Source organism: Hymenobacter cellulosilyticus, from assembly GCF_022919215.1.
Taxonomy (GTDB): Bacteria; Bacteroidota; Bacteroidia; order Cytophagales; family Hymenobacteraceae; genus Hymenobacter; species Hymenobacter cellulosilyticus.
On sequence record NZ_CP095046.1, the window covers coordinates 4,363,613 to 4,385,738 of the forward strand.

At 59.8% G+C, this 22,126-nt stretch carries 17 protein-coding genes and 2 pseudogenes; 12 read left to right on the top strand and 7 right to left on the bottom strand.

All coding sequences use genetic code 11. The annotated features are described in order from the left end of the window. The first annotated feature begins 43 nt into the window (after positions 1–43). From MUN79_RS21470 to MUN79_RS30275, 9 genes and pseudogenes are all read left to right on the top strand, one after another. The gene (locus MUN79_RS21470; RefSeq protein ID WP_244674605.1) at positions 44–979 is read left to right on the top strand and encodes an alpha-E domain-containing protein; all 936 of its coding nucleotides are present in this window, start codon (positions 44–46) and stop codon (positions 977–979) included. A gap of 11 nt (positions 980–990) precedes the next feature. Next, positions 991–1,788, top strand: coding sequence for a transglutaminase family protein (locus MUN79_RS21475; RefSeq protein WP_244674606.1), 798 nt, complete (start codon positions 991–993; stop codon positions 1,786–1,788). Continuing rightward, positions 1,785–1,976 carry a hypothetical protein gene (locus MUN79_RS21480; RefSeq protein WP_244674607.1) on the top strand — a complete coding sequence of 64 codons (192 nt, stop codon included), beginning with the start codon at positions 1,785–1,787 and terminating at the stop codon, positions 1,974–1,976. The genes MUN79_RS21475 and MUN79_RS21480 overlap by 4 nt, the downstream gene beginning before the upstream one ends. A gap of 72 nt (positions 1,977–2,048) precedes the next feature. Continuing rightward, positions 2,049–2,357, top strand: a complete 309-nt coding sequence (locus MUN79_RS21485; RefSeq protein ID WP_244674608.1) for a hypothetical protein — start codon at positions 2,049–2,051, stop codon at positions 2,355–2,357. Then, positions 2,358–2,711: a hypothetical protein gene (locus MUN79_RS21490; protein ID WP_244674609.1), complete on the top strand. Its 354-nt coding sequence runs from the start codon at positions 2,358–2,360 to the stop codon at positions 2,709–2,711. It begins immediately after the preceding gene. A 116-nt stretch (positions 2,712–2,827) separates the two neighbouring features. Further along, complete coding sequence (locus MUN79_RS21495) at positions 2,828–3,655, top strand: mechanosensitive ion channel family protein (RefSeq protein WP_244674610.1); 828 nt, start codon at positions 2,828–2,830, stop codon at positions 3,653–3,655. A gap of 111 nt (positions 3,656–3,766) precedes the next feature. Further along, entirely contained in the window at positions 3,767–5,545 is a 1,779-nt protein-coding gene (locus MUN79_RS21500; protein ID WP_244674611.1) for a chloride channel protein, read from the top strand. Between the two features lie 490 nt (positions 5,546–6,035). Next, positions 6,036–7,061, top strand: a pseudogene (locus MUN79_RS21505) (TIGR03862 family flavoprotein); the annotation flags it as partial. Continuing rightward, a pseudogene (locus tag MUN79_RS30275) lies at positions 6,986–7,279 on the top strand (NAD(P)/FAD-dependent oxidoreductase); the annotation flags it as partial. The pseudogenes MUN79_RS21505 and MUN79_RS30275, both read left to right, overlap by 76 nt. 9 nt (positions 7,280–7,288) lie before the next feature. On the opposite strand, the gene MUN79_RS21510 reads toward MUN79_RS30275, so the two are convergent. Then, entirely contained in the window at positions 7,289–7,555 is a 267-nt protein-coding gene (locus MUN79_RS21510; protein WP_244674612.1) for a hypothetical protein, read from the bottom strand. A 249-nt stretch (positions 7,556–7,804) separates the two neighbouring features. Here MUN79_RS21510 and MUN79_RS21515 point away from each other — a divergent pair, with 249 nt between their 5' ends. Next, on the top strand, positions 7,805–9,256 hold the full coding sequence (locus tag MUN79_RS21515; protein WP_244674613.1) for a diadenylate cyclase: 1,452 nt from the start codon (positions 7,805–7,807) through the stop codon (positions 9,254–9,256). Between the two features lie 427 nt (positions 9,257–9,683). After that, positions 9,684–10,163, top strand: coding sequence for a CHRD domain-containing protein (locus tag MUN79_RS21520; RefSeq protein WP_244674614.1), 480 nt, complete (start codon positions 9,684–9,686; stop codon positions 10,161–10,163). A 291-nt stretch (positions 10,164–10,454) separates the two neighbouring features. On the opposite strand, the gene MUN79_RS21525 is transcribed toward MUN79_RS21520, so the two are convergent. Continuing rightward, positions 10,455–11,921 (bottom strand): di-heme oxidoreductase family protein, encoded by a 1,467-nt coding sequence (locus MUN79_RS21525; protein WP_244674615.1) that lies wholly within the window; start codon positions 11,919–11,921, stop codon positions 10,455–10,457. 517 nt (positions 11,922–12,438) lie between these two features. Further along, a complete protein-coding gene (locus tag MUN79_RS21530; protein WP_244674616.1) occupies positions 12,439–13,428 on the bottom strand; it encodes an aldo/keto reductase in 990 nt (329 codons plus the stop codon). A gap of 202 nt (positions 13,429–13,630) precedes the next feature. Between MUN79_RS21530 and MUN79_RS21535 the strand changes: the two genes are divergently transcribed. Next, complete coding sequence (locus tag MUN79_RS21535) at positions 13,631–14,074, top strand: DUF4112 domain-containing protein (RefSeq protein WP_244674617.1); 444 nt, start codon at positions 13,631–13,633, stop codon at positions 14,072–14,074. A gap of 189 nt (positions 14,075–14,263) precedes the next feature. Here MUN79_RS21535 and MUN79_RS21540 read toward each other — a convergent pair whose 3' ends face one another. The 4 genes from MUN79_RS21540 to MUN79_RS21555 all read right to left on the bottom strand — a co-directional run bounded on the left by MUN79_RS21540 (position 14,264) and on the right by MUN79_RS21555 (position 21,909). Next, positions 14,264–16,252 carry a M14 family metallopeptidase gene (locus MUN79_RS21540; RefSeq protein WP_244674618.1) on the bottom strand — a complete coding sequence of 663 codons (1,989 nt, stop codon included), beginning with the start codon at positions 16,250–16,252 and terminating at the stop codon, positions 14,264–14,266. 90 nt (positions 16,253–16,342) lie between these two features. Further along, entirely contained in the window at positions 16,343–16,918 is a 576-nt protein-coding gene (locus MUN79_RS21545; protein ID WP_244674619.1) for a M14 family zinc carboxypeptidase, read from the bottom strand. Positions 16,919–17,258: 340 nt separating this feature from the next. After that, complete coding sequence (locus MUN79_RS21550) at positions 17,259–18,617, bottom strand: RagB/SusD family nutrient uptake outer membrane protein (RefSeq protein WP_244674620.1); 1,359 nt, start codon at positions 18,615–18,617, stop codon at positions 17,259–17,261. 241 nt (positions 18,618–18,858) lie between these two features. Beyond that, the gene (locus tag MUN79_RS21555) at positions 18,859–21,909 is read right to left on the bottom strand and encodes a SusC/RagA family TonB-linked outer membrane protein (protein WP_244674621.1); all 3,051 of its coding nucleotides are present in this window, start codon (positions 21,907–21,909) and stop codon (positions 18,859–18,861) included. Between the last annotated feature and the right edge of the window lie 217 nt (positions 21,910–22,126).

Genomic DNA, 22,126 nt, shown 5'->3' on the forward strand with positions numbered 1-22,126 from the left:
CTTCCTCCCTACTTCCCTATCCCACCCTTTCTTTTCTTCCCGGATGCTAAGCCGCGTTGCTGATACAATTTACTGGCTGGCCCGCTACATGGAACGCACCCAGGCCATGCTGCAGGTTATCCGTACTCATTACCAGGCCTCCCAGGACAGCCTGCAGGACTTCAGCTGGCGCCCCTTGCTTTACAGCTACGGCGACCTGAGCCTGGACGACATAGCCGCCGCTGAGCGCGACACCACCCGGGTACTCGACCACCTCATTCTGGATCGGGAAAACGGAGCCTCGGTGTATAATAACGTGTATCAGGCCCGCGAAAATGCCCGCGCTGCCCAGGACCACATTGCCCGGGAAGTGTGGCAGTGCCTGAACGACTTTTACCACACCATGCGCGACGCCGAAGTAGCCCAGCAGCTGCGCCACGGCGACCCGCTCTCGGCCATCGACGGGCTGATGCGCAACTGCCTGGTGTTTGCCGGGGCCATCAAAAGCGCCATGCCCCGCGACGAAAGCTACAGCTACCTAGCCCTGGGCAAGCTGCTGGAACGGGCCCTGCAAACCACCGACACCCTGCGCGTGAAGTGGGCCGGCGTGGCCACCGAGCTGCAGTACGCGCCCGAAGCGCCCGAGCTGCGCTACCTGCTGCACGCCCTGTTTGGCCACGACCTCTACCTGAAAACCTACCGCGGCCACTTCAAGCCCGACAGCGTGCTGCAGTTCGTGCTGCACAACTGCACCTACACCCACTCCCTGATTGCGTGCCTGAACCAGCTGAGTCGCTATTTTGAGCAGCTCCAGCCCAACAGTCTGCCCGAAAGCTACGAGAAGCTGAACTTCCTGATCGGACGGCTGGCTAACCTGGTCAAGTACCGGCACGTGGAGGCCGCCAACCCGGAAACTCTCAACGAGTTTTTGCTGGAAACCCGCCAGGAGCTGCTGGGCATAGCCGGCGCCTTTGGCAAATATTATTTCGGACGAAGCTAACTCTGCCTCGGATGCCTGCCTATACCATCAAGCACATTACGCGCTACACCTACGCGGCCGAGGTCATCGACTGCGCCAACCAGATCATGCTCTACCCCGTGGAGGATGAGCGCCTCGACGTCGAAAGCCACGACATCACCATTTCCCACGATGCGGGCCTGGTGCAGGAATCGAACATCGACACCTTCGTGGATTATTTCGGTAACACAGTGGGCGTCTTCACGGTGCTGCAGCCCCATACCGTGCTCGTGATTACCTCCACCAAGGACGTGGTAACCCATCCCATCCAGTTTCCGATGGACGAGCAGCCGGCCGAGCAGCAGTGGCAACACCTGCGCGGGCTGCGGCACGAGGTCGGCTTTATCGACTTTCTGACCCAGGAAGCCTTGGCCTCCTGCCACGACATGAAAGCCACGCTCAGTCAGCACGTGAACTTGGCCGAGAAGCCCCTGAAAAACGCGCTGGTACTCTCCGAATACGTGTTCGACAACTTCCACTACCAGCAGGGCGTGACCAACGTGGAAACGCCGGCCGAGGAAATCTGGCGCCTCAAGGCCGGTGTCTGCCAGGACTTTGCCCACATTCTGCTGGAAATGCTGCGGATGTTTGGCATTCCGGCCCGCTACGTGAGCGGCTACGTGTGCCCCAAAACCGAGGGCGTGCGCGGGGCCGGGGCCACCCACGCCTGGGTCGAGGCCTACATACCCGACTACGGCTGGCTGGGCCTGGACCCGACCAACAACTGCATCGTCAACGACGGGCACGTGCGCCTGGCCATCGGCCGTAATTTCTCGGATTGTACCCCGTGAAAGGCACCTACAAAGGCACCGGCTCGCACCGGCTGGACGTGACAGTGCATATCGAGAACGGCAAATCCGACGAGCCCCAACCCGAGCTCTACCACACCCCCAGCTACAGCTACGAGGTCAAAGACGCGGCCCAGCCCCAGAACTCCTACCGCCGCTTCCTGGAAATGCAGCAACAGCAGCAACAGTAGCAGCGGACCGCCTACATGATTGTGTGACCCGCCGGCAGAACATATTCATGGCCCGTCGCCTACCTTTGCCGCATGAACGATGCTGCCCCGCTTTCCGCCTCCAAGAAATGTCCCCACTGTGGTTTCTGGTCGCCGTGGCAGCAGAAAGTAGACGACACCTGCCAGCGGTGCGGGCAACTGCTGGATCCGGTGCGCAACCGCAGCGAGCAAGCCCGCGAAGACAAGGCCAATGAGCCCTTGCCGCAGTTCATGCTCATTGAGATAAAGCCCGAGGACAAGGGCGCGGTGCGGTTTTTCAAGCAGATCATCCGGAGTGGGCAGGTGGCGTTTGCCGCTACCATCTCCTTTATTCTGTGGTTTCTCACGCTGGCGGCCGGTTAAATGGCCCTGCCCCGCGAACTGCGCAACCCGGCTTTCTGGCTGCCCCTGGGCCTGTACCTGCTCTATTACGCCAACAGCCACTTTCTGCACTGGCCGGTACCGCCGCTCATAGCCTCTTACTTTTCCGACCTGCTGGCCATGCCCGTCATTCTGACCCTGGCCTTGGCCGTGCAGCGGCGCTGGGTGCAGCGCACCCCGGCCTTTACCCTGCCTGATTCCTGGCTGCTGGGGCCTTGCTTTACGTGTCGGTCTGGTTTGAGCTGGTCATGCCCTGGCTGTCGGGCCGCTTTTTCGGCGACCCGCTCGATGTGGCGGCCTATGCCGTCGGCACGCTGTTTTTCCGGCAGCTGCTGAACCGCCCGGCTTAAGAAGGCGGGAATCTTCTCCCGGGCAGTGCTCGTACAAGCGGGCTTGGAACCGACCCGGGCCTTGACCGGGCCGATTCCGGATTGTGAATTTAACTCAAGAGCATGTTTTCTGATCTGCAGCGCGTTCTGAACACCTACTGGCAACAGTTTCTCTACATTTCTCCCAAGCTTCTTATTGCCTTTATCGTGCTGGTGCTGGCCATTTTTGTGGCCAACCGCCTGAGTGGACTAATTGGCGGCAAACTGCGGGCCAAGGCCCACGACCCGCTGATGGCCGACTTTCTGACGCGCTTCAGCAAGTGGGCCCTGATTCTGGCCGGCGCCGTGCTGGCCATGGAAGTTGTGGGCCTCTACGCCATTGTGGGTGGCCTGGTAGCCGGGGCGGGCCTGTCGGCTTTTATCGTGGGCTTTGCGCTCAAGGACATTGCTGAAAACTTCCTGGCCGGGGTGGTGCTGGCCTTCAACCGACCCTTCCGTATTCACGACACGGTGCAAATCAAAGACCTGGTGGGCAAGGTGGAAGACCTCAGCCTGCGCGTCACCCTGATTAAAACCTTCGACGGCAAGCACATCTTTCTGCCCAACGCCATGGTGCTGCGGGAGCCCCTCATCAACTTTACCCGCGACGGATACATCCGCCAGGACTTTCTGGTCACCATTGAATACGGCGCCGAAGGTTCTAGCCAGGAAGCCAGTGACTTGCTGCTCAACTACGTGCGCTCCAATAAGGATGTGGACGAGAAAGAGCCGCACACGCCCTATGTCATCCTGGAAAAAGCCACGCCTACCACGGCCGACCTGCGCGCCTACTTTTGGACCTTTTCCGAAGATTACCGGCGCGGTACGCTGGAACTGAAAAGTGCGCTCATGCGCGGTGTTAAAGGCGGCCTGACCCGGGAAGGCTACACCGTAGCCAACGTGGTGCAGTAGTTTTTTCGGGGAATGCCGGGCGGGCTACACCCGTTTTTCACTATCATGCGTTGAGATACTGCAGCTGAGCGGCGGCATGCTCGGCCTTCTTCCGCTCCGCCTTCCCTGCCGATGCCCAAAACCTTACTTCACCGGACCCTCAGCCCCCTGCTCCTGTGGCGCTTACGCCACATCAACGACCGGGTGTACCTGATTCTGGTAAGCGTGCTGGTGGGCGGTCTGGCGGGGCTGGCGGCGGTAATCCTCAAAACGTCGGTACAGAAGGCCCAAGAGCTACTCTATTCCTGGGTGCCCGAGCAGGATCGGGTGTTTGCCCTGTTCCTTTACCCCATCATCGGTATTGGCCTCACGGTGCTTTTCACGCGCTACGTGCTCGGTGGCTCCCTGAGCCGTGGCATCGGCCCGATTATCTACAACATTGCCCGGCAGGGCAGCATCGTGCCGCGCAGCAAGCTCTACTCCCAGCTTGTCACCTCCTTCCTGACCGTGACCTTCGGCGGCTCGGCCGGTCTGGAAGCCCCGATTTCGGTGACGGGCTCGGCCCTGGGTTCCAACCTGGGCCGGATTCTGCGGGTGGGCCGCCGCGAAAGACGGCTGCTGGTGGGCTGCGGCGCGGCAGCTGGCGTGGCCGCCATCTTCAACAGCCCCATTGCCGGGGTGCTGTTTGCTGTGGAAGTTATCCTCTCAGAACTCTCGGCCCCGTTTTTCATTCCCCTGCTCATCTCCTCGGCCACGGCTACAGTCGTGTCCAAATCGTTGTACGCAGGCCAGCCTTTCGTGCTGGTGACGACTACCTGGCCCGTGCAGGGCATCCCGTTCTACATCCTGCTGGGCTTGCTCACGGCCCTGCTCTCGGTGTACATGATCCGGATTTACTTCCTGGCCGACAAGTACTTCGAACGCAAGAAGGGCGTCTTTCGCAAAGTGCTGCTCGGGGGCCTGGCCCTGGGCATCATGGTCTTTATCTTCCCGCCCCTCTACGGCGAAGGCTACAATACTGTGCAGCTGCTACTCAGCGGCCATCCCGAGCAGCTCACCGACGCGTCCATGTTTTCGGTGTACCGCGACGAGAACGTGTGGACGATTCTTCTGGTAGCCGTGGCCAGTATGCTGCTCAAAGTGTTTGCGACCTGCATTACGGTGGGCTCGGGCGGGAACGGGGGCATGTTCGGCTCCTCGCTCTTCGCCGGTGCTCTGATTGGCTTTATTGCTGCCCGCCTGATCAACCTGAGTGGCATCTACCCCATTTCGGAAGTGCATTTTGTGGTGCTGGGCATGGCCGGCACGCTGGCCGGCGTTATTCACGCTCCGCTTACGGCCATCTTCCTTATTGCCGAAATTACTGGCGGCTACGCGCTGTTTGTGCCCCTGATGGTAGTGTGCTCTAGCTCTTACCTCATTACGCGCTACTTCGAGCCTTACTCCGTATATACCCGCAAGCTGGTCACGCGCGGGGTGTATATGCACGCCGACCGCGACCGGGGCCTGCTGGCCCAGCTCGACCCGATGTCCTTGGTCAGCACTGATTTTTTGCCCGTCAGCCCCGAAAGCACGCTGGGTGAGCTGGTAATGGTATTCCGCCATGCCACGCGCAACCTGTTTCCGGTGGTCGACGATGGTGGGCGGCTCGTGGGCATTGTCTCACTCGACACCGTGCGCGATGCCCTCTTCGACGACGAGCACTACAACACCACCCGGGTGCGCGACCTGATGACGCCCCCGCCGGCCTACGTCAACCCCGACGACACCATGCTCGACATCCTACGCTGCATGGACCAGCTCGGCGCCTGGGCCCTCCCGGTGGTTAATAACGGCCTCTACATTGGCTTCATCCTGAAATCCGCCATCCTGGCCAGCTACCGGCGTCAGCTCCTGAAGGAAACGGAATAAACAGTCACGTCGCCTCATAGTCTGCTCAACACAGTCTAAAACCCTGATGCACAACGCGTGTCATTGCGAGGAAGCATGACGAAGCAATCCGTCCTCTGCTAGTGACCAACGCCCTTTTACTAGAAAGCCTTTTACTCCATGTGGTAGTAAAGGGCTTTTCACTTTAGAAAACTCAGCACATTTCAGAGGACGGATTGCTTCGCATTGCATGCAAGGACTTAGTCCTTAGGTCACAGGCATTTAGCTAGTACTCGCCAGATCAGGTGCTTTGCAGGCGAACAGCAAACCAACCATTATAAGGACGCCGGTGAGCAGAATGGTCACAAAGAGCCGGCCGCCTGACGTAGGGCAATCAGCTCAGCTTTACGGCGCTTCGGCAGGCCATCTGGTGGGGCTTCTGTCAGCCTGGCTAGCTGCTTCGGCCGAAAGTAGCCCCTTCGCCAAGCAGAACTAGGGCAGCACACAGCTGCTCGTTGTACCTTGCGGCTGCATGGCACCTATTTCTACTGCGCCTTTTATTGCTGTGGTCGGCGGCGGACCAGCGGGCTTGCTTTCCGCCCAGCGCTTGGCCGAGGCCGGCTACTCCGTCACCGTTTTCGAAGCCCAGCCTACCGTAGGCCGTAAGTTTCTGGTGGCCGGGCACGGGGGCTTCAACCTGACTAATGCTGAGCCGCTACCCACTTTTACCCAGCGCTATGGCAGCAGGCAGACGGAATTCGGACGCTTCCTAGACCACTTCACGCCCACCGACCTGCGCCAGTGGCTCAGCAGTTTGGGCATCGAAACCTTCGTGGGCACCAGTGGCCGGATATTTCCCCTTGAAGCCCACAAGCCGGCTCAGGTGCTGCGGGCTTGGTTACAGCATTTGCAAACGCTGGGCGTGCAGCTGCACGTGCGCCACCGCTGGCTGGGCTTTACGCCCGAACGGGCGCTGCGCCTGCGCGACGAATCCACTGGCCAGGAATTCAGGGTGCAGCCTGCCGCCACAGTGCTGGCCCTGGGCGGGGCTAGTTGGGCTAAAACTGGCTCCGATGGGCAGTGGCCCGCTCTGCTCAGGCCCTGGGGCGTCGAAACCGTGCCGTTTGCACCCTCCAACTGCGGCGCGGAAGTAGCCTGGTCGGAATTTTTCCGGGCCAAAGTAGGCCGCGCGCCGCTGAAGAATATTGCCCTAGAATGTGGCGGGCAAACCGTGCGCGGGGAGTTGCTACTCACCGAGTACGGGGTGGAGGGCACCCCGGTCTATGCTCTGACACCACCTCTGCGCGCCGCCCTGCAGGCATCGGCACCGGCCAACCTCTTCCTCAACCTCAAGCCGGACCTAACGGCCGAGCAGCTTCAGCAAAAGATGCAGGCGCCCCGCAATGGCAAGTCATTGGCCGTTTACCTGGAAAAAACGCTGCGTCTGGGCCCGCCCGTTCCCACGCTGCTGCGGGAGCTGGCGCCGGCGGAGGCGGGTACTTCGCCGGCGGCCCTAGCCTCGCTGCTGCAGCGGCTGCCCATTCCCGTCACCGGCCTGCGCCCCTGGACGAAGCCATTTCCACCGCCGGCGGCGTGGCCTGGCCGGAAGTAGACGAGCATCTGATGCTGCAGCGGCTGCCGGGCGTATTTGTGGCCGGCGAAATGCTGGACTGGGAAGCCCCCACCGGGGGCTACCTGCTGCAGGGTTGCCTGAGCACCGGGGCCTGGGTGGCACGCGGAGTGCAGCAGTGGCTGGGTAGCAGCGCCCCGGCGTAGAGCAAATCCTTAGTCCTGATCAGGAATTTCAACGCCCCGGGCCCGGGCTTCGGCGGCGGCCAGCAACGCTTTGGCTTCGGCCAGCAGCTGCTCTCCCCGGTCCATTTCCTTGCGGTAGAGTAAGGCAAACAGGATAAAAAACGACACGATGGGTAGCACGCAGCCCAGGGCAAACCACAGCCAGAACGAGCGGCCGTAGCTGTAGGCGCAGTAGCCCGTGGTGAGTGGCAGGAAGGACAAGGCACAGAAAAACGCCAGCAGTATATCAATAAACATAACGGGAGCCGCTAAATGCTGACAGAAGAAGAGCCGGGGGCACCAGGCAACAGTAACCTAAGTTACGCTTCTTCCCGGCCATTGGCAAAGAAAAGCGCAGCTTTTGCAGCACTGTAACCGCCCGACGGCCCGGATGTTGGCCGGCTCGCGTAGAATCTAAGCCGGGCAAATACCACCTTCCCGCCTGTTTTCCCGTACCTTCCGCAGTACGCCCCTTCCTCTCGTTCGTTTGCCCGCCCCTGAATGCCCATGTGGGACCATCAAAGCCTATTCCGTGTTACGGCTCAACTCTTCGCCGACGGCATTTTCAATCTGCTTGACCGCAACCTAAAACCCGAAGTTTTTCTGCTTGGCCTTGCCTCGGCCCGCGAAACGGACGAGCCTCAGGCTGTTGTCATTGAGCCTGCCAACCACCGCTACTCTCCGGCCGATTTTGCCGAAGTAAAAGCCCAGGCCGCCGCCTTGGAGCCCGATGGTCCCCGCGACGTGGTGTACCACTTGTATTCTTCCGACCAGGACCGCTACGAAAAGCTGCGCTGGTACGATTTGATGCGCCGCTCAGCTTTGCATATCCTGACCGACCTGACAGAAGAGCGGGGGGAAGACCGGATCAGCTTCTGCTCCCTGCCGGTGAGCTTGCACGGCTATTTGGTGGTAGTGGTGCTGCAGCTTTCCAGCGAAGCTTACCATAGCTACTACTCCCTGCCCGTGCAGCAGCGCGGCACCCGCTCCCCTTCCCTGCTCAACGCGGCCGTGTATGAGTTTCTGCAGGACTGCTCCCGGGCCCTGCGCGAGTCGGATACGGACGAGGACCGCCCCGTGCTCGACCGCGACTACAACGAAGTGCTGCGCGCCGCCGGGCGCCGGTTTATGCTCCGCGCCGCCGCTGGTAGTCACGGCCTCTACGATGCCTGCAATGGCGTGGCGGCCCTGCGCCACGAGGGCGACGAAGGCGTGGGCACCATGCTGGTGGCCCGCCGCCACCATCCGGCCGTGGTGCCCGTGCTGACCCTGGAAACACCTATCCCCCTGCGCGACCACCGCTCGATTCGCAAGCTTCTGGAAATCAGCGAAGGCCGCACCTCCCTGATTACCGACGCTTCCGACGTATTTGGCCTAGGCCACGTGGTAGAACCCAGCGACCCGCATTACGAGCCCTTATTCACGGTGCATTTTACCAAGCACTACAGCTGGGAGCTCAGCCACGCGGGTCATGTGATGATGAAAGTGGTGTCCAATACGCCCCGCCTGCCCCAGGGCCGGGTAGATGCCGAAAACTTTGCCCGGGCCGTGCACCGCGTCTTTCCCCAGGTAGATGAACCCGGTATTTCTTACCTCTGGGAGCTTACCCAGAACGCCACCAAGCAAACCAACGGCACCATTCTGGTTATATCCGAGGGTGCCGCTCAAGAAGCCGTGCGCCTTACCCGGCAGTGCTTCCGCGTAACGCCCCGCATCATGACGCCTTCGGTTTTGCGCCTGGTCACCAACATCGACGGTGCGGTTTTTATTGATCCAACTGGCGTGTGCTACGCCATCGGAGCTATTCTCGACGGCCTGGCCACCGAGAAGGGCGATTCTTCCCGCGGCTCCCGCTACAACTCGGCCGTGCGCTACGTGGAAAGCAGCCGCTACGCCTGCCTGGCCGTGGTAGTAAGTGAAGACGGCTTAATCGACCTGTTACCGCCGGTGAAAAGGTAGGCTATACAGAGTAGCGCCATAACCCGTCCTTGCACCGGTTTTCCGAAAATGAAAGCCAACCGCCAGTAAGGGGCACTGGTTCTTTAACCAGGAGCTTGGTGCATAAGGCGTTGAGCATAGGAAATTTACGGACGCAGATTCAAAAGCAGCGGGATCAAGAAAATATTTTATTACTATTTTCATATTAATTTTAATTAAAAGCACAAAGCATTTCTTTTATCAACCTCATGATATCCCATTGAAATTTTAGACCACTGATCTCATTAGTTTGACTATTAACGATTTAATTAAAAACTATCACGCTTTTTGGCTTACTATGGAACATAGAAATAACTTAATTTAAACAAGAATATCTATAAACAATTGTAACTCTATTATGTACTTTTAGTAAAGGAACCTCTCTTTTACATTCACTCTCCATTACCACATGAAGCATTCCTACATCTACTTAGCAATGGCCGCCGCCAGCTTTATGACTGCTTGCAGCGAAAAAGAGGAGGATCAAACTCCTGCTCCAGTTACTACCACCGAGCTGGTTGCTACCATCAACAGCGCTCAGCAGGTACCTACAAACAACTCAACTGCTACGGGCACTTTCGCCGGCACCTACGACAGCAGCACCGATCAGATGAAGTATACGATTACCTATCAGGGCATTACTCCCACGAGTATGCACATCCACGTAGGTGGTCCGGGCACCGGAGAAGGCCAAGTGGCCATACCGCTGCCCAAAACGGCTTCTCCCATCACCGGAACGGTTCCCGTTACGAAAGACCAGGCCACCAAGCTGCTCTCGAATGGCATGTATGTGAACATCCACTCTTCCACCTATGGCCTCGGTGAAATCCGCGGGATATCCGCAAAAAGTAAGCGTATGAGGGTTGGCGGGTTCGGTAGTGAGCAGTAATGCTGCTGCCTTATCCGGCTTCCTGTTCTTACGCTCAAAACGGCCTGCACCTCGTAGTGCAGGCCGTTTTGTTTTGTTCAACTGTGGCTGTGGCCTTTTCCTATTGCTTACGCGCTTTTCTAAGCTGCTCAAGGCATAACATCCGCAAATCGTTACAAGGTAGAGTCGTTACAGGCTGCAGAAACTCATTTAAAATAGGTCCGCAAGGCACTTTCCGTTGCTTAATAGTCCTAAAAAAGGCTGCTCCACTCGGGGCAGCCTTTTTTTAGAGTTTGAGGACGGTGCCTACGTTTACAGCGAATTGACAAACGCCACCAGGGCGTCGCGGTCGGTCTGCGAGAGTTTTTCTACATACTGGCGCGACGCGTCGCCTTCGCCACCATGCCACATAATGGCTTCCAGCACGTTGCGGGCGCGACCATCGTGCAGGTAGTTGGTGTGCCGGCTAGTAATGGCACTCAGGCCGATGCCCCAGAGAGGAGCCGTGCGCCATTCACTGCCGCTAGCCTTAAAGTCGGGGCGGCCATCAGCCAGGCCCGGACCCATGTCGTGCAGCAGCAGGTCGGTGTAGGGATGTATTTTCTGGTTGCCCAGGCCGAAAGGAGCATTGCCGACCGTTTCGAGCACGGGCTGGTGGCAGGCCGCGCATTTGGCCGCTACGAACAGCGCCTGTCCGCGCAGTACCTGCGGGTCGTTGGCATTGCGGGCGGCCGGCACAGCCAGCGTACCGGTGTAGAAGGCAGTAGCAAACAGCTTGTCGACATCAATATCGGTGACGGTCGAAGAGGCGCTGGGATCCTTAAGGATGGCGGCTGCCGTCGATAAGCTGGACAAGCCGGAAGTCGTCATCGCAATGCCGGGACCTCTCTTGTTCCGGCCACCACCGGGCACGTTCGACTCGAGGGGGAAAAGCGGGCTGGTGATACCCAAGTCACCATTGAAGGCCGCGGCGGCCTGCTGCAACAGGTTGGGCTGGTTGGCCTTCCAGCCAAAACGGCCCAGCACTTCTTTTTGCAAGGCAACATCCCACACCATGTTGGGCCGGCCCGAAATACCGTCATTATTGCGGTCAGTGGGGTCGGCCAGTTCGAGAATATCCCTGGCTTCTACAGCTTCCAGCAGGCCCAGACCGGCCATCTGCTGCCCGATACGCGGCGAAATCATTACGTCGGCCGGCAGGCTTACCGAGGGCGTGTAGGTAGGCTTGCGCAGGCTGTAAGCCTGACCATCGACAAAGGCGCGCAACTCTTCCACGTACGTGGTGCTTACCGTGCCTTCCTCTCCTACCACTCTCACCCCATCTTTCACGATGAAAGGCTGGATCTGGTCGCCGATGCCGGGTACGGGGTTAGGACCACCGTCGGGGTTGGTGCCGGGAATACTCACCCGGAACAGCAGCTGCGGAATCAGCGGGTTGCTACCCAGCTTGCTACGGCCGCCGTTTACGTGGCATCCGCTGCAGCTTTCATTGTTCCAGAGCGGGGCCAGCTCTTCGAGGGAAAACACCTGGTCGAAGCCCTCACGCCCGGCCAGGTGCAGCTGCAAGTCGGCGCCGGCAATGGCGGGCGAAGGGGTGCCAAACGACATCGGGCCCGTCAGATCGAGCGTGTTGCTTCCGCCGGCCGGGCCAGCAAAGTCGGCCGGACCGAAGGTGCGCTCTTCCTCGTCTCTGGCTTTACCATTCTGGCTGCTGGAGGCGCCCAGAGGTGCAGCGTCTTCTAAGGTGGTTTCGCAAGCGGTCAGCGCCGATGCGCACAAAAATGCCAGGACCCCCGGCGTAGGGTAAAGGATTGCGTCATACTAAGTACAGCGATGTAAAGGTTGGGAATAGGAGAAGGGTGAGTGACAGCAAACGATACGCTAGATGCGAGCAGTGGTTTATCGAGGATTATAGGAACTATTAAATTAGTTGATATATCATTAAAAATATGACTGTAACGCAGGCGAAATTCAATGAATAGGGAAAATATTTCTAAGTGCTACAGAGCTACTTATTGCAATCCACAAATCTGCAGCTAGCATATAGTTGGGTTTTAAATTATTTCTATGTAACGGTTTAAATATATTATATAAAATGTCTTATAAAAAAGAGGCCGTGAAAATAAATCCGCACATTTAATATTAGATATTCAATATACTAAAACTAAAAAGCCGCCGTCGCACCGCTTCTTTTACCGGACCTTCGTACTCCCATCATCCTTCCAAGTGGGGCAAACAAAAAGAGCCTCCCGGTAACAGGAGGCTCTTTTCAATGTGCGGCGAGGCGCTGTTGGGCTTACCCGTTTACGCTGCGCATCATCTGCTCGGGGTAGCGCTGGCCGGCTGCCACGCCTTTGGGCGCAATTTCATCGAGTTGGCGAAGCTCTTCCGACGAGAGCTGCACCTGCAGGGCTCCCAGATTTTCTTCCAGATAGCTGATGCGCTTGGTACCCGGGATTGGGACGACATCCTGCCCCTGGGCCAGTACCCAGGCCAGGGCCAGTTGACTGGCCGAGCAGCCTTTCTGGCCCGCCAGGTCTTTAATGCGGGCTACGAGGTCCAGGTTTTTCTGAAAATTCTCTCCTTGAAAACGCGGCGTGTGGCGGCGGTAATCGTCCTGGTCGAGGTCTTCGAACTTCTGAATCTGACCGGTAAGGAAGCCCCGGCCCAGCGGACTGTAGGGCACAAAGCCGATGCCTAGCTCCTTCACCGTGGGCAGAATCTCATCTTCCGGGTCCCGGCTCCAAAGCGAATACTCGGTTTGTAAAGCCGAAATCGGGTGCACGGCATTGGCCCGGCGCACGGTGTCGGCAGCAGCTTCGGAAAGGCCCAGAAAGCGCACTTTGCCTTCTTCCACCAAGCGGCTCATGGCGCCTACGGTTTCCTCAATGGGCGTGTTAGGGTCGACGCGGTGCTGGTAGTAAAGGTCGATATAATCAGTGCCCAGGCGCTTGAGGCTGCCTTCGCAGGCCTGGCGCACGTACTCAGGTCGGCCGTTGACCCCGCGCTTGGCCGGGTCGTTGGGGTCGCGCTGAATGCCAAACTTGGTAGCCAGCACAATTTGCTGCCGCCGGCCCTGGAAGGCGCGGCCAACGAGTTCTTCGTTGAGGTAAGGGCCGTACATATCGGCCGTGTCGAAAAAAGTGACGCCCAGCTCCTGAGCCCGGTGCAGAGTGCGGGTGCTTTCGGCGTCGTCGCGCTGGCCGTAGAAGTCGGACATGCCCATACAGCCCAGGCCCAGGTCCGAGACGCGCAGGCCCTGCTGGCCCAAATTGCGAGTTTCCATGTAGTGTGTGGTTGTGGTTAGAAAGTATCGAGCAGGTATAACCTACGAGTCGCGGGTTTGATTGGCTGCGCGCCAGGATTTGACTTCGCCATTTTGGCTGCTTGTGCGTTAAAGGCAGAAAACCCTTCGCCATGGCTGCCCCGACCCGTCCTAGCATTCCGCCTTCTTCCCCACCTTCGACCAGGACGAGCGGCTGCGCTGGGTGGAGCGCGTGGCCCGCCTGCTCGACAGCCAGTTTAAGCTCCCAGGCACCAACTTCCGCTTCGGCCTGGACCCCATCCTGGGGCTATTGCCCGTGGTGGGCGGGCTGCCGACCTTGGCCGTATCAAGTGTGCTGGTAATGACCATGATGCGGCACGGAGCCAGCGGGGCGCTGGTGGTGCGCATGGTGCTCAACATCCTGCTCGACACCATTATAGGCGCCATTCCTATCTTGGGCAACATCTTCGATTTCGCCTACAAAAGCAACGACCGGAACGTAGCTTTGCTGCGGGCCCACTACGCCGAGGGCAAGCATCAGGGCAGCGGCCGGGGCCTGCTTACGGTAGTGCTCATTGGCTTTTTTATCTTTCTGGCAGCTCTCGTTTGGGGCCTCTGGACGCTGACGGCCTGGTTCTGGCAGTACGGCAGTGAGAACTGGTGGTAAAAGCTGGCTCCGATTGCCAAGCCAGGTGCTGAAACCTGGCTATTAGTTGTACTTCTATTTGGAGTACTTGTAGCGCTTATAACACGTCATGCTGAGCTTGTCGAAGCATCTCTACTGCTAAAGTAATTTGATTACTGCTGCGGGAGAGATGCTTCGACAAGCTCAGCATGGCGTTCTTTTTGTGCCGGCCTACTCCTGCTCTTCCTCGGCCGAAATAGCCGCGGGGCCTTCGGGCAGGTTCAGGAGCGGCCCGAGCAGCAGGGCGTTGGCAAACAGCCGGGACGTGCCGTGCCAGTAGTGGCGGAAGTTGGGGTCATCGGCGAAAAGCACGACGCGGCCCGAACCTACCTTGCTCACTACCACGGCCGCCGAGCTGCTGATTTGCTTCAGGTTGCCCTTCGACACGTAGCCGCTTACCAGGGGCTGGGCCGTGTACTGGGCCACGGTGGCGTAGGGGTTTCGGCTAGGCTTGAGAAAGGTGGTGCCGTTGCGGAAAACGTAGAGCCGGCGGCTGGTCAAACCGAAGCCGATGGGGTTAGTAATGTCGATGTCGGCCGAGTAGATGGAGCCGGCAATGGCCCGGGTGCCCTCCTGCTCCTGCTGCACGAAATCGGCGCGGCCAGGAGCACCCGCTTTGCCTTTCGCGCTGGTCGTGGCGGTGGTATCGGCCCAGCCGCCGTTGGCCGGAATCAGCAGTTTCTCCTTGACGATGCCCTGCCTGATGGCCCACTCCGAGGCGTTTTTCAGGGTAATGAGCGTACCGCCATCCTGCACCCACTGCCGCAGCTTGGCCACAGCAGCCTTATCCAGAGCCGAGTACGAGCCGCCCACCAGCACAATGCTGGAGTAGCGTCCCAGCGGGGCCCGGCCGAAGTTGCCGACCTCAATCCGGCTCAAGGGTACACCCAGCTGCTGGCTGGCTACAAACCACGCCTCGCCTACTTCCGAGGAGTTGGTGCCCTGCCCCACCAGAATGGCCGCCTTGGTTTCGGGGGCCGTGCGCACGTTGTTGGAACCCAGGTCAATACCCTTAGCGCTGAAGCCCGTGCCGACGCTGGTAAAGGTGACCTGGTTCTGGCGGCTGATGCGGCTCACAATCTGAAACACTGAATCGGCGGGCAGCTTCTGGGCCGCTACGGGAATGACGAGCGTGCCGTAGCCGAAGTCGGTGGAGCTTTGAGCAGTGCCGGCGCTGAAGGGTTTAAAGCTGACTTTGGCTACTAAGCCGGCCCGCTGCAACGCGGTGAGGCTGCGCGGGGCATTGTAGTCGGACCAGGACAGCAGGTAGGCGTAGCTGCTTTGGCCCCCGCGCACGGTGCCGTTCAGGGTTTTGACGGCCTGCACCGGGGCACCTTGTACTAAGCTGGTATTCTTTTGCTTGGCCACCGCCAGGCCGTAGGCGTGGGCCTGGCTCCAGCCGGTTACGTCGTAGAACACACTGTCGTGAAAGGTGGTCAGCTCCTCAAACAGGGAGTTGACGATGCGGTACTGGGGCTGGGCGGTGGGTACCACGTAGGCCTTGCCCTTTTCAAATTGCTGCTTGTCGAGCGTGACGGTTTTGCCCAGCTCGTGCACCTCGATTTTGTGTTGGAGCAGCAGGTTTAGAAACTTGTTGGTCAGCGTTTCATCCTGGGCGTTGCCGAAGACGTAGGCCTTGGTCGGAAACTTGCGGGCGTCGGTGAGGGCCGAGGCAAAAAACTCGCGCTGGTGCTTCAGATACAGCTCTTTTTCCTCTACGGCGCCCCGCACCGTAGCCAGGCCGGTAGCCACGTGGTTGCGGATGGTAAAGGGGAACGTAACCACGCCGTTGGTGCCTTCCTGGGCCAGGCCCCGGGAGCTGCCTACTTCGAAGGTGATGCCCACGCCGCCCTGAAAATCGGGATAAGTCGAGCCGTAGATGGGTGACAGGTTGTCGAACTGCTCCTTGGTCCAGTACAAAGAGCCCAGGTTGTCCAGAGCCTTGGCAAAGTACTTGGCCAGATGCACGTTGAGCACTTCGTAGGTAGCCCGGGGAATCAGGTCGTTTTCGGTACTGAAGGGCTTGGACGGCTCGAAATAGTACGTGCCGTTGGTGCCCATTTCGTGAAAGTCTATCATCACGTTGGGGTACCACTCGTGGAAAAACGCCATCCGGGCCCGGCTTTCGGGCTGGGTCAGCGCCAGCCAGTCGCGGTTCAAATCGGTGTAGAAGTGGTTGGTGCGGCCCCCCGGCCAGGCTTCGGTGTGTTCCCGATCGAGCGGGTCCGTGGGGTTAGGCCACGACTTATTCTAGTCAAACCAGTGTGAGGCCCGGTCGCGCCCGTCGGGGTTTTCCAGCGGGTCAATGGTTATAACCGATTGTTCCAGCCACTGCTGGGTTTCGGGGCTGGTGGAGGCCGTCAGGTAGTAAGCCAGCAGCAGGGCCGCTTCCGACGAGGAGCTTTCGTTGCCATGCACGCCGAAGTTGAGGCTGACTACCACCGGCAGCTTGCGGTAGTCGGGCGCCGGCTGCGCGGGGTCGACCAGGGCCCGGCGGGCCTGCTGCAAGCCGGCCAGGTTTTGCTGGTTCTGGGGCGCGGTGATGGTGGCTACTACCTGAGGCCGCTCCTCGAAGGTCGTCCCGATGGTGCGCAGACTCACCCGGTCCGACACCCGGTCCAGCTCCCGCAGGTAGGCCACAATCTGGTCGGTGCGGGTGTAGTGCGTGCCGATGGCGTAGCCCAGAAACTGCTCGGGCGTCGGGATTTTAGAGTCGAAGGTGCTAGCCTGGGCGGCGGGGAAAAAGTAGCTGTTTTGAGCCGCGGCGGGTTGGGCTAGTGTCAAGCCCAGGGAAAGCAGGGCAGCGGAAAAGGATGATTTCAACATGGGTATAGCAGGCTATGATAGCCCGGTTAAGTTGTCAGTTAGTAGTTGGCAGGCAAGGGCAACCCAGCCCGTCATTCCGAGCCCTGTGAGGAATCTTGCGTGCTGATGTTGTTTATCCTGTCATCATGAGCAGAGCGAAGGACCTTCCTCACCTACCCAACCGAAGCTCCTGCCAACGCTCCTACTTATTTCGATAAAAGTTAGGCGTTGGTATCAGGCTTTGTTAGAACATGGAGGAAGGTCCTTCGCAAGGCTCAGGATGACAGATGAAATAGGTGTGTCAGCGGTAGAGATACTTCGACAAGCTCAGCATGACGGCCTATAGAGTTTTGCGCAGAGTTTAGTACCCCGGGTTCTGCTCCAGGCTCCGGTCGGCGACCAGGTCGTTGAAGGGAATCGGGAAGAGCCAGCGGCGCTGGTCGGTGACGCCGAGCACGGTGGCGGCGCGGCCGGTGCGCACGAGGTCAAACCACCGGTCGGCTTCGAAGGCGAATTCCACGCGCCGCTCGTTTTCGATGGCCAGCAACAGAGCTTCGGCGGTGGCGGCTTTGCTGGGCTCTACCCCGGCGCGGGCGCGTACGGCGTTCAGGTCGGCCAGGGCATCGGTGAGCTTGTTTTGCTTGGCGCGGGCTTCGGCCCGGATGAGGTACTGCTCGGCCAGGCGCAGCACATAGCTCGGGTCGTCGCGCTGGGCCGAGCGGCTGTAGAGGTTGCCGTAGGTCACGCTGCTGCCGTTGATGGTAGTAGAAGCCAGCAGGGCCGAGCGGCTGCCGCCGGTAGCCGGGTCGTTGAGCAGGGTAATGGCAGCGGGCAGGGGCTGGAAGTTGAACTGTCCGCCCAGGGCGCTGGGAAACCAGTTGTTCCACATGCTATTGGCGTCGGAGTTGCTGAAGGTCAGCTCAAACACCGATTCCTGGCTCAGGAAAGGGGCCGTGGAAATTGCGCGGTAGGGCGTCACGAGCCGGTAGTTGCTGCTGCTGCTAATCACCTGGGTGGCGTAGGTTTCGGCCTCGCTCCACTGCTGGCGGTAGAGGTGCAGGCGGGCCCGCAGGGCCCGGGCAGCGGCTTTAACGGCGCGGTTGCGGGTAGCAGTTTCGGGCAAGAGGCTCTCGGCCTGGATCAGGTCGGCCAGCACCTGCTCGTAGGTCTGGGCCAGGGTGCTGCGGCCCTGGCCGGCGCCGTTTTCCTTGGAGCGCGTGGGCGTCAGCACCAATGGTACTCCGCCCCAGCCCCGGCCCAGGTCGAAGTAGACCAGCGCCCGCAGAAAATAAGCCTCGCCGAGCAGCTGGTTTTTCTCGGCGGCGGGCAGCAGCGGGTCGTTGATGCCGGGCAGGGCGGCCAGCACGTTGTTGGCCCCGTTCACAGCCTGATACATCTGGGTCCAGGCCTCGGTAATCAGCACGTTGTCGGCGCTGAGCTGGTTTTGGTCGATTTGCAGAAACTGGTTGAGCGTGCCGTTGAAGCGCACATTGTCGCCGGGCAGAAAGCCCAGCACCGGCCAGTTGAGCTGGTAGTAAGCCTGCACCCGGTCATACACGCCGATGGTGGCCGAGCGGGCACTACCGGCATCGGTTATGGCCTTGTCATCAGCGAGTTGCTGCACCGGCGTGGGCTCCAGCAAATCATTGCAGGCCGTGATGCTGAGCGTAGTAGCGCCGAGCCAAGCCGCAAAAAACAGGTGGTGTATCGTGGATTTCATGGAAGTTAAAATCGTTGTGGGATAATGGCCGTCATGTCGAGCAAAGCGAGATATCTCGCGTGCTGATGTTGCCAAACTAACTGTCATGCTGAGCTTGTCGAAGCATCTCTCCCGCCATAGTAATTCTGATTACTACTGCACGCGAGATGTCTCCCGCGGGTCGACATGACGTTCTTTATGGCGCAGTCGAAGCGGCAGAGATGCTTCGACTGCGCTCAGCATGACGTTCTGGTTGTCTTTTCTACAAGCCGACCGTGATGCCCACCTGGAAAGTGCGGGGCTGGGGCACGGTGGCCCAGTCGAAGTTTTTGGTGTTGCTCACCCCGCTCTGGGAGTTGACCTCGGGGTCGAGGCCGGAGTAAGGCGTGAGGGTGAACAGGTTAGCGGCCTGCACGTAGACGCGCACCGAGTTCAGGCGGGCTTTGGCCAGGGTTTCCTTCGGGATGGTGTAGCCCAGCGTCAGGGTGCGCAGGCGCAGGAAGGAGCCGTCTTCGAGGTACCGGTCACTGAGGTTTTGCACCACCCCGCCGTAGTTGTTGCTGGCCGCATTGGTCGTCAGGCGCGGAATGTCGGTCTGGTCGCCGGGGCTCTGCCACCGGTCGAGCTGCTCGCGCAGGTAGCCGATGTTGCTCTGGGTACCGCCGTGCACGAGGAAGAAGCGGTTCATGTTCATGATTTTGGCGCCCTGCTCGAAGTTGAGCGAGAAGCCAAAATCCACTCCCTTATAAGTAACCGAGTTGGTGAGGCCGCCGAAGTAGGCGGGCCAGGCGTTGCCCACCAACTGCCGGTCGACCACAGTGAGCTGCCCGTCGCCGTTCACGTCCTCGTACTGGGCGTCGCCGCTTTCGGGGTTCACGCCAGTTTGGTGGTAGAGCCAGAACGAGTAGAGCGGGGCACCTTCCTCGAGGCGGAAAATGTCGCGGGAGCCGGTGGTAATGGGCGCGGCCAGCTTCTGAATCTTGTTCACGTTGCGGGCCAAGTTCACCGTCGTGCTCCACTGCAGGGGGCCTTTGGTCAGCCAGTTCACCGTGGCCTGGGCCTCGAAACCCTTGTTGCTGACGGCCCCGTAGTTTTCAACGACTGAGGCGAAGCCGGTTTTGCGCGGCACCGGCACGTTCAGCAATAAACCCGAGGTGTACTTGTCGTAGTAGTTCAGCTCCAGCAGCACCCGGTTGTCGAGCACGGCCGCGTCGAGGCCCACGTTCCACTGCCGGGTGCTTTCCCAGCTCAGGTTGGGGTTGGCCAGCTGCAGCGGGGCCGTGCCGGGCAAATCGAGGTAGTTGGCTCCACCCTGCACCAGGCCCAGGGCGGCAAAGTCGCTGATGCCGGCCTGGTTACCAGTTTTGCCGATACTGGCCCGGAGCTTAAGCTCCTGGAACACGTTGAGGTTCTGGATAAAGCCTTCCTCGCCCAGGCGCCAGCCCAGCCCTACGGCCGGGAAGTAACCCCAGCGGTTGTCGCGCCCGAAGCGCGACGAGGCGTCGGCCCGCACGCTCACGTCGGCGGTGTAGCGGCTCTTATAGGAGTAGGTGGCCTTGCCAAAGAACGACACCAGCCCGGCCTGGGAGCGGGACGAGGAACCAGTTTGGGTAGCAGCCGAGGCAATGGTGGTCAGGTCGTTGCCGGGAAACTGCTGCCCCAGCAAGCTGGTCCGCTGGAAGGTGTTGCGCTGCAACGTATTGCCCACCAACGCCTGCAGGGAGTGGTTTTCGCCCAGCTCGACATTGTAGTTCAGGGTCTGTTCGTTGAGCAGGGTAATGTCGCGCGAGAGGTAGGACGAAGCCGTGCCCCGGGGCTGGCCGGCCAGAATCAGGGTGTTGTTGAAGTTGTTTTCGTACATGTCGTTGAAGTCGATGCTCCAACTGCTGCGCAACGTCAGGTTTTTGAGGAAACGGTACTCGCCATAGACGTTGGAAATGACCCGGGTGCCTACCGCGTCGTTGTTGAGGTGGTCAATCAGGGCCTGGTGGTTGTCGAAGGAGCCGTACTTGGCGTAGGAGCCGTCGGGGTTGTAGACCGGCAGGTTGGTGCGCGGAAACAGGGCCGAGTTGATGACGCCCACCGGGTTGTTGTCGTTGCTGCTTACGTTGCGGTGGGTGCGGGCCAGGGCCGTGCTGGTGCCGATGCGCAGCTTGTCGGTGACGGAGTTGTCGAGGTTGACCCGCAGGGAAAACCGGTCGAAGGCGCTGGGCCGGGCAATAGACTCCTGCTGGAAATAGCCCGCCCCGATGTAGAACTGGGTTTTATCCGAGCCTCCCGCGGCCGACAGCTCGTAGCTCTGGGTCTGGGCCGTGCGAAACACGTCGGAGAGCCGGTCGTAGGTGGGCTGCTCCTCCGGCAGGCCCCGCCCACCCGAGGCTACCGAGCGGTAGGGTAACTGGCTGGGGTTACCCCCGTCGTTCAAAAACCGCTCGTTTTCCAGCTCCGCCAGTTCGGGTCCAGTTACCAAATCGTACTGCTTGGCCGCCTTCGACCAGCCGTGGTAGGTGTTGAAGGTGATGCGGGTTTTGTCGCCGGCCTTGCCCCGCTTGGTCTGAATCAAGACCACCCCGTTGGCTCCACGGGAGCCGTAAATGGCCGTGGCGTTGGCGTCCTTCAGAATCTCGATGCTCTCAATGTCCTGCGGGTTCAAATCGGCCAGCGGGTTCGACGATACCTGGTTACCCAGGCCCGTAGCAATCAGGTTGGTGTTGTTGATAAACACCCCGTCGACTACGTAGAGCGGGTCGTTGCTGGCATTCACCGAGTTGCTGCCCCGGATGCGGATGAAAATACCGCCGCCCGGCACACCCGAGTTGGCCGACACCTGCACGCCGGGCGCCTTGCCCTGCAAGAGCTGGTCGGGGCTGGCGGCCGGAATGTCCTTCAGCGCGTCGCCTTTCACGGAGTTGATGGCGCTGGTCAGGGTCTTGCGGTTCTGCTCACTGTAGCCCGTCACGACTACTTCTGAAAGCTGCTTGACGTCGGCTTTCAACCGGACGCGCACCGCGCCGCCCGTAGCCGCCACGGTCTGGCTTTCGTAGCCTACGGCGCTAACGACCAGCGTATTGCTACCCGCTGGCAAGTTCAGCGAGAATTGTCCGCTGGGGTCGGTGGAGGCGCCTACCGTAGTGCCTTTGACCACAACGGTAACGCCCGGCAAGGGGCTGCCGTCGGCGGCATCGGTAATGGTACCGGTAATGGGTTGCGGGGCAGTTTGAACTGACGGGGCGGTTTGGGCCCAGGCCGGACTAGCTACGCACACGATGCCAGCTAATGCGGCCGGCACCGCCAAAAGAGTAGAGGATTTCATAGAAAAAGTTGGCTACCTGTGGAGCAAAAGCTCCCGGCCAATCCTTCCCTGTTTTGACTTTTCTTCACCTGTAGTTACAGCGAGGCAGGCAGTTACCTACTAAGCTCAGCGTGCCAGAAAGGCCGCAGCTTACCCAGCGTAACGGTGCCAGCAGCGCCGAACGGGAAGAAGAAAATCTGAAAACAGAGGCTGCTCTGCTCCGGCCCCGACTCGTGCA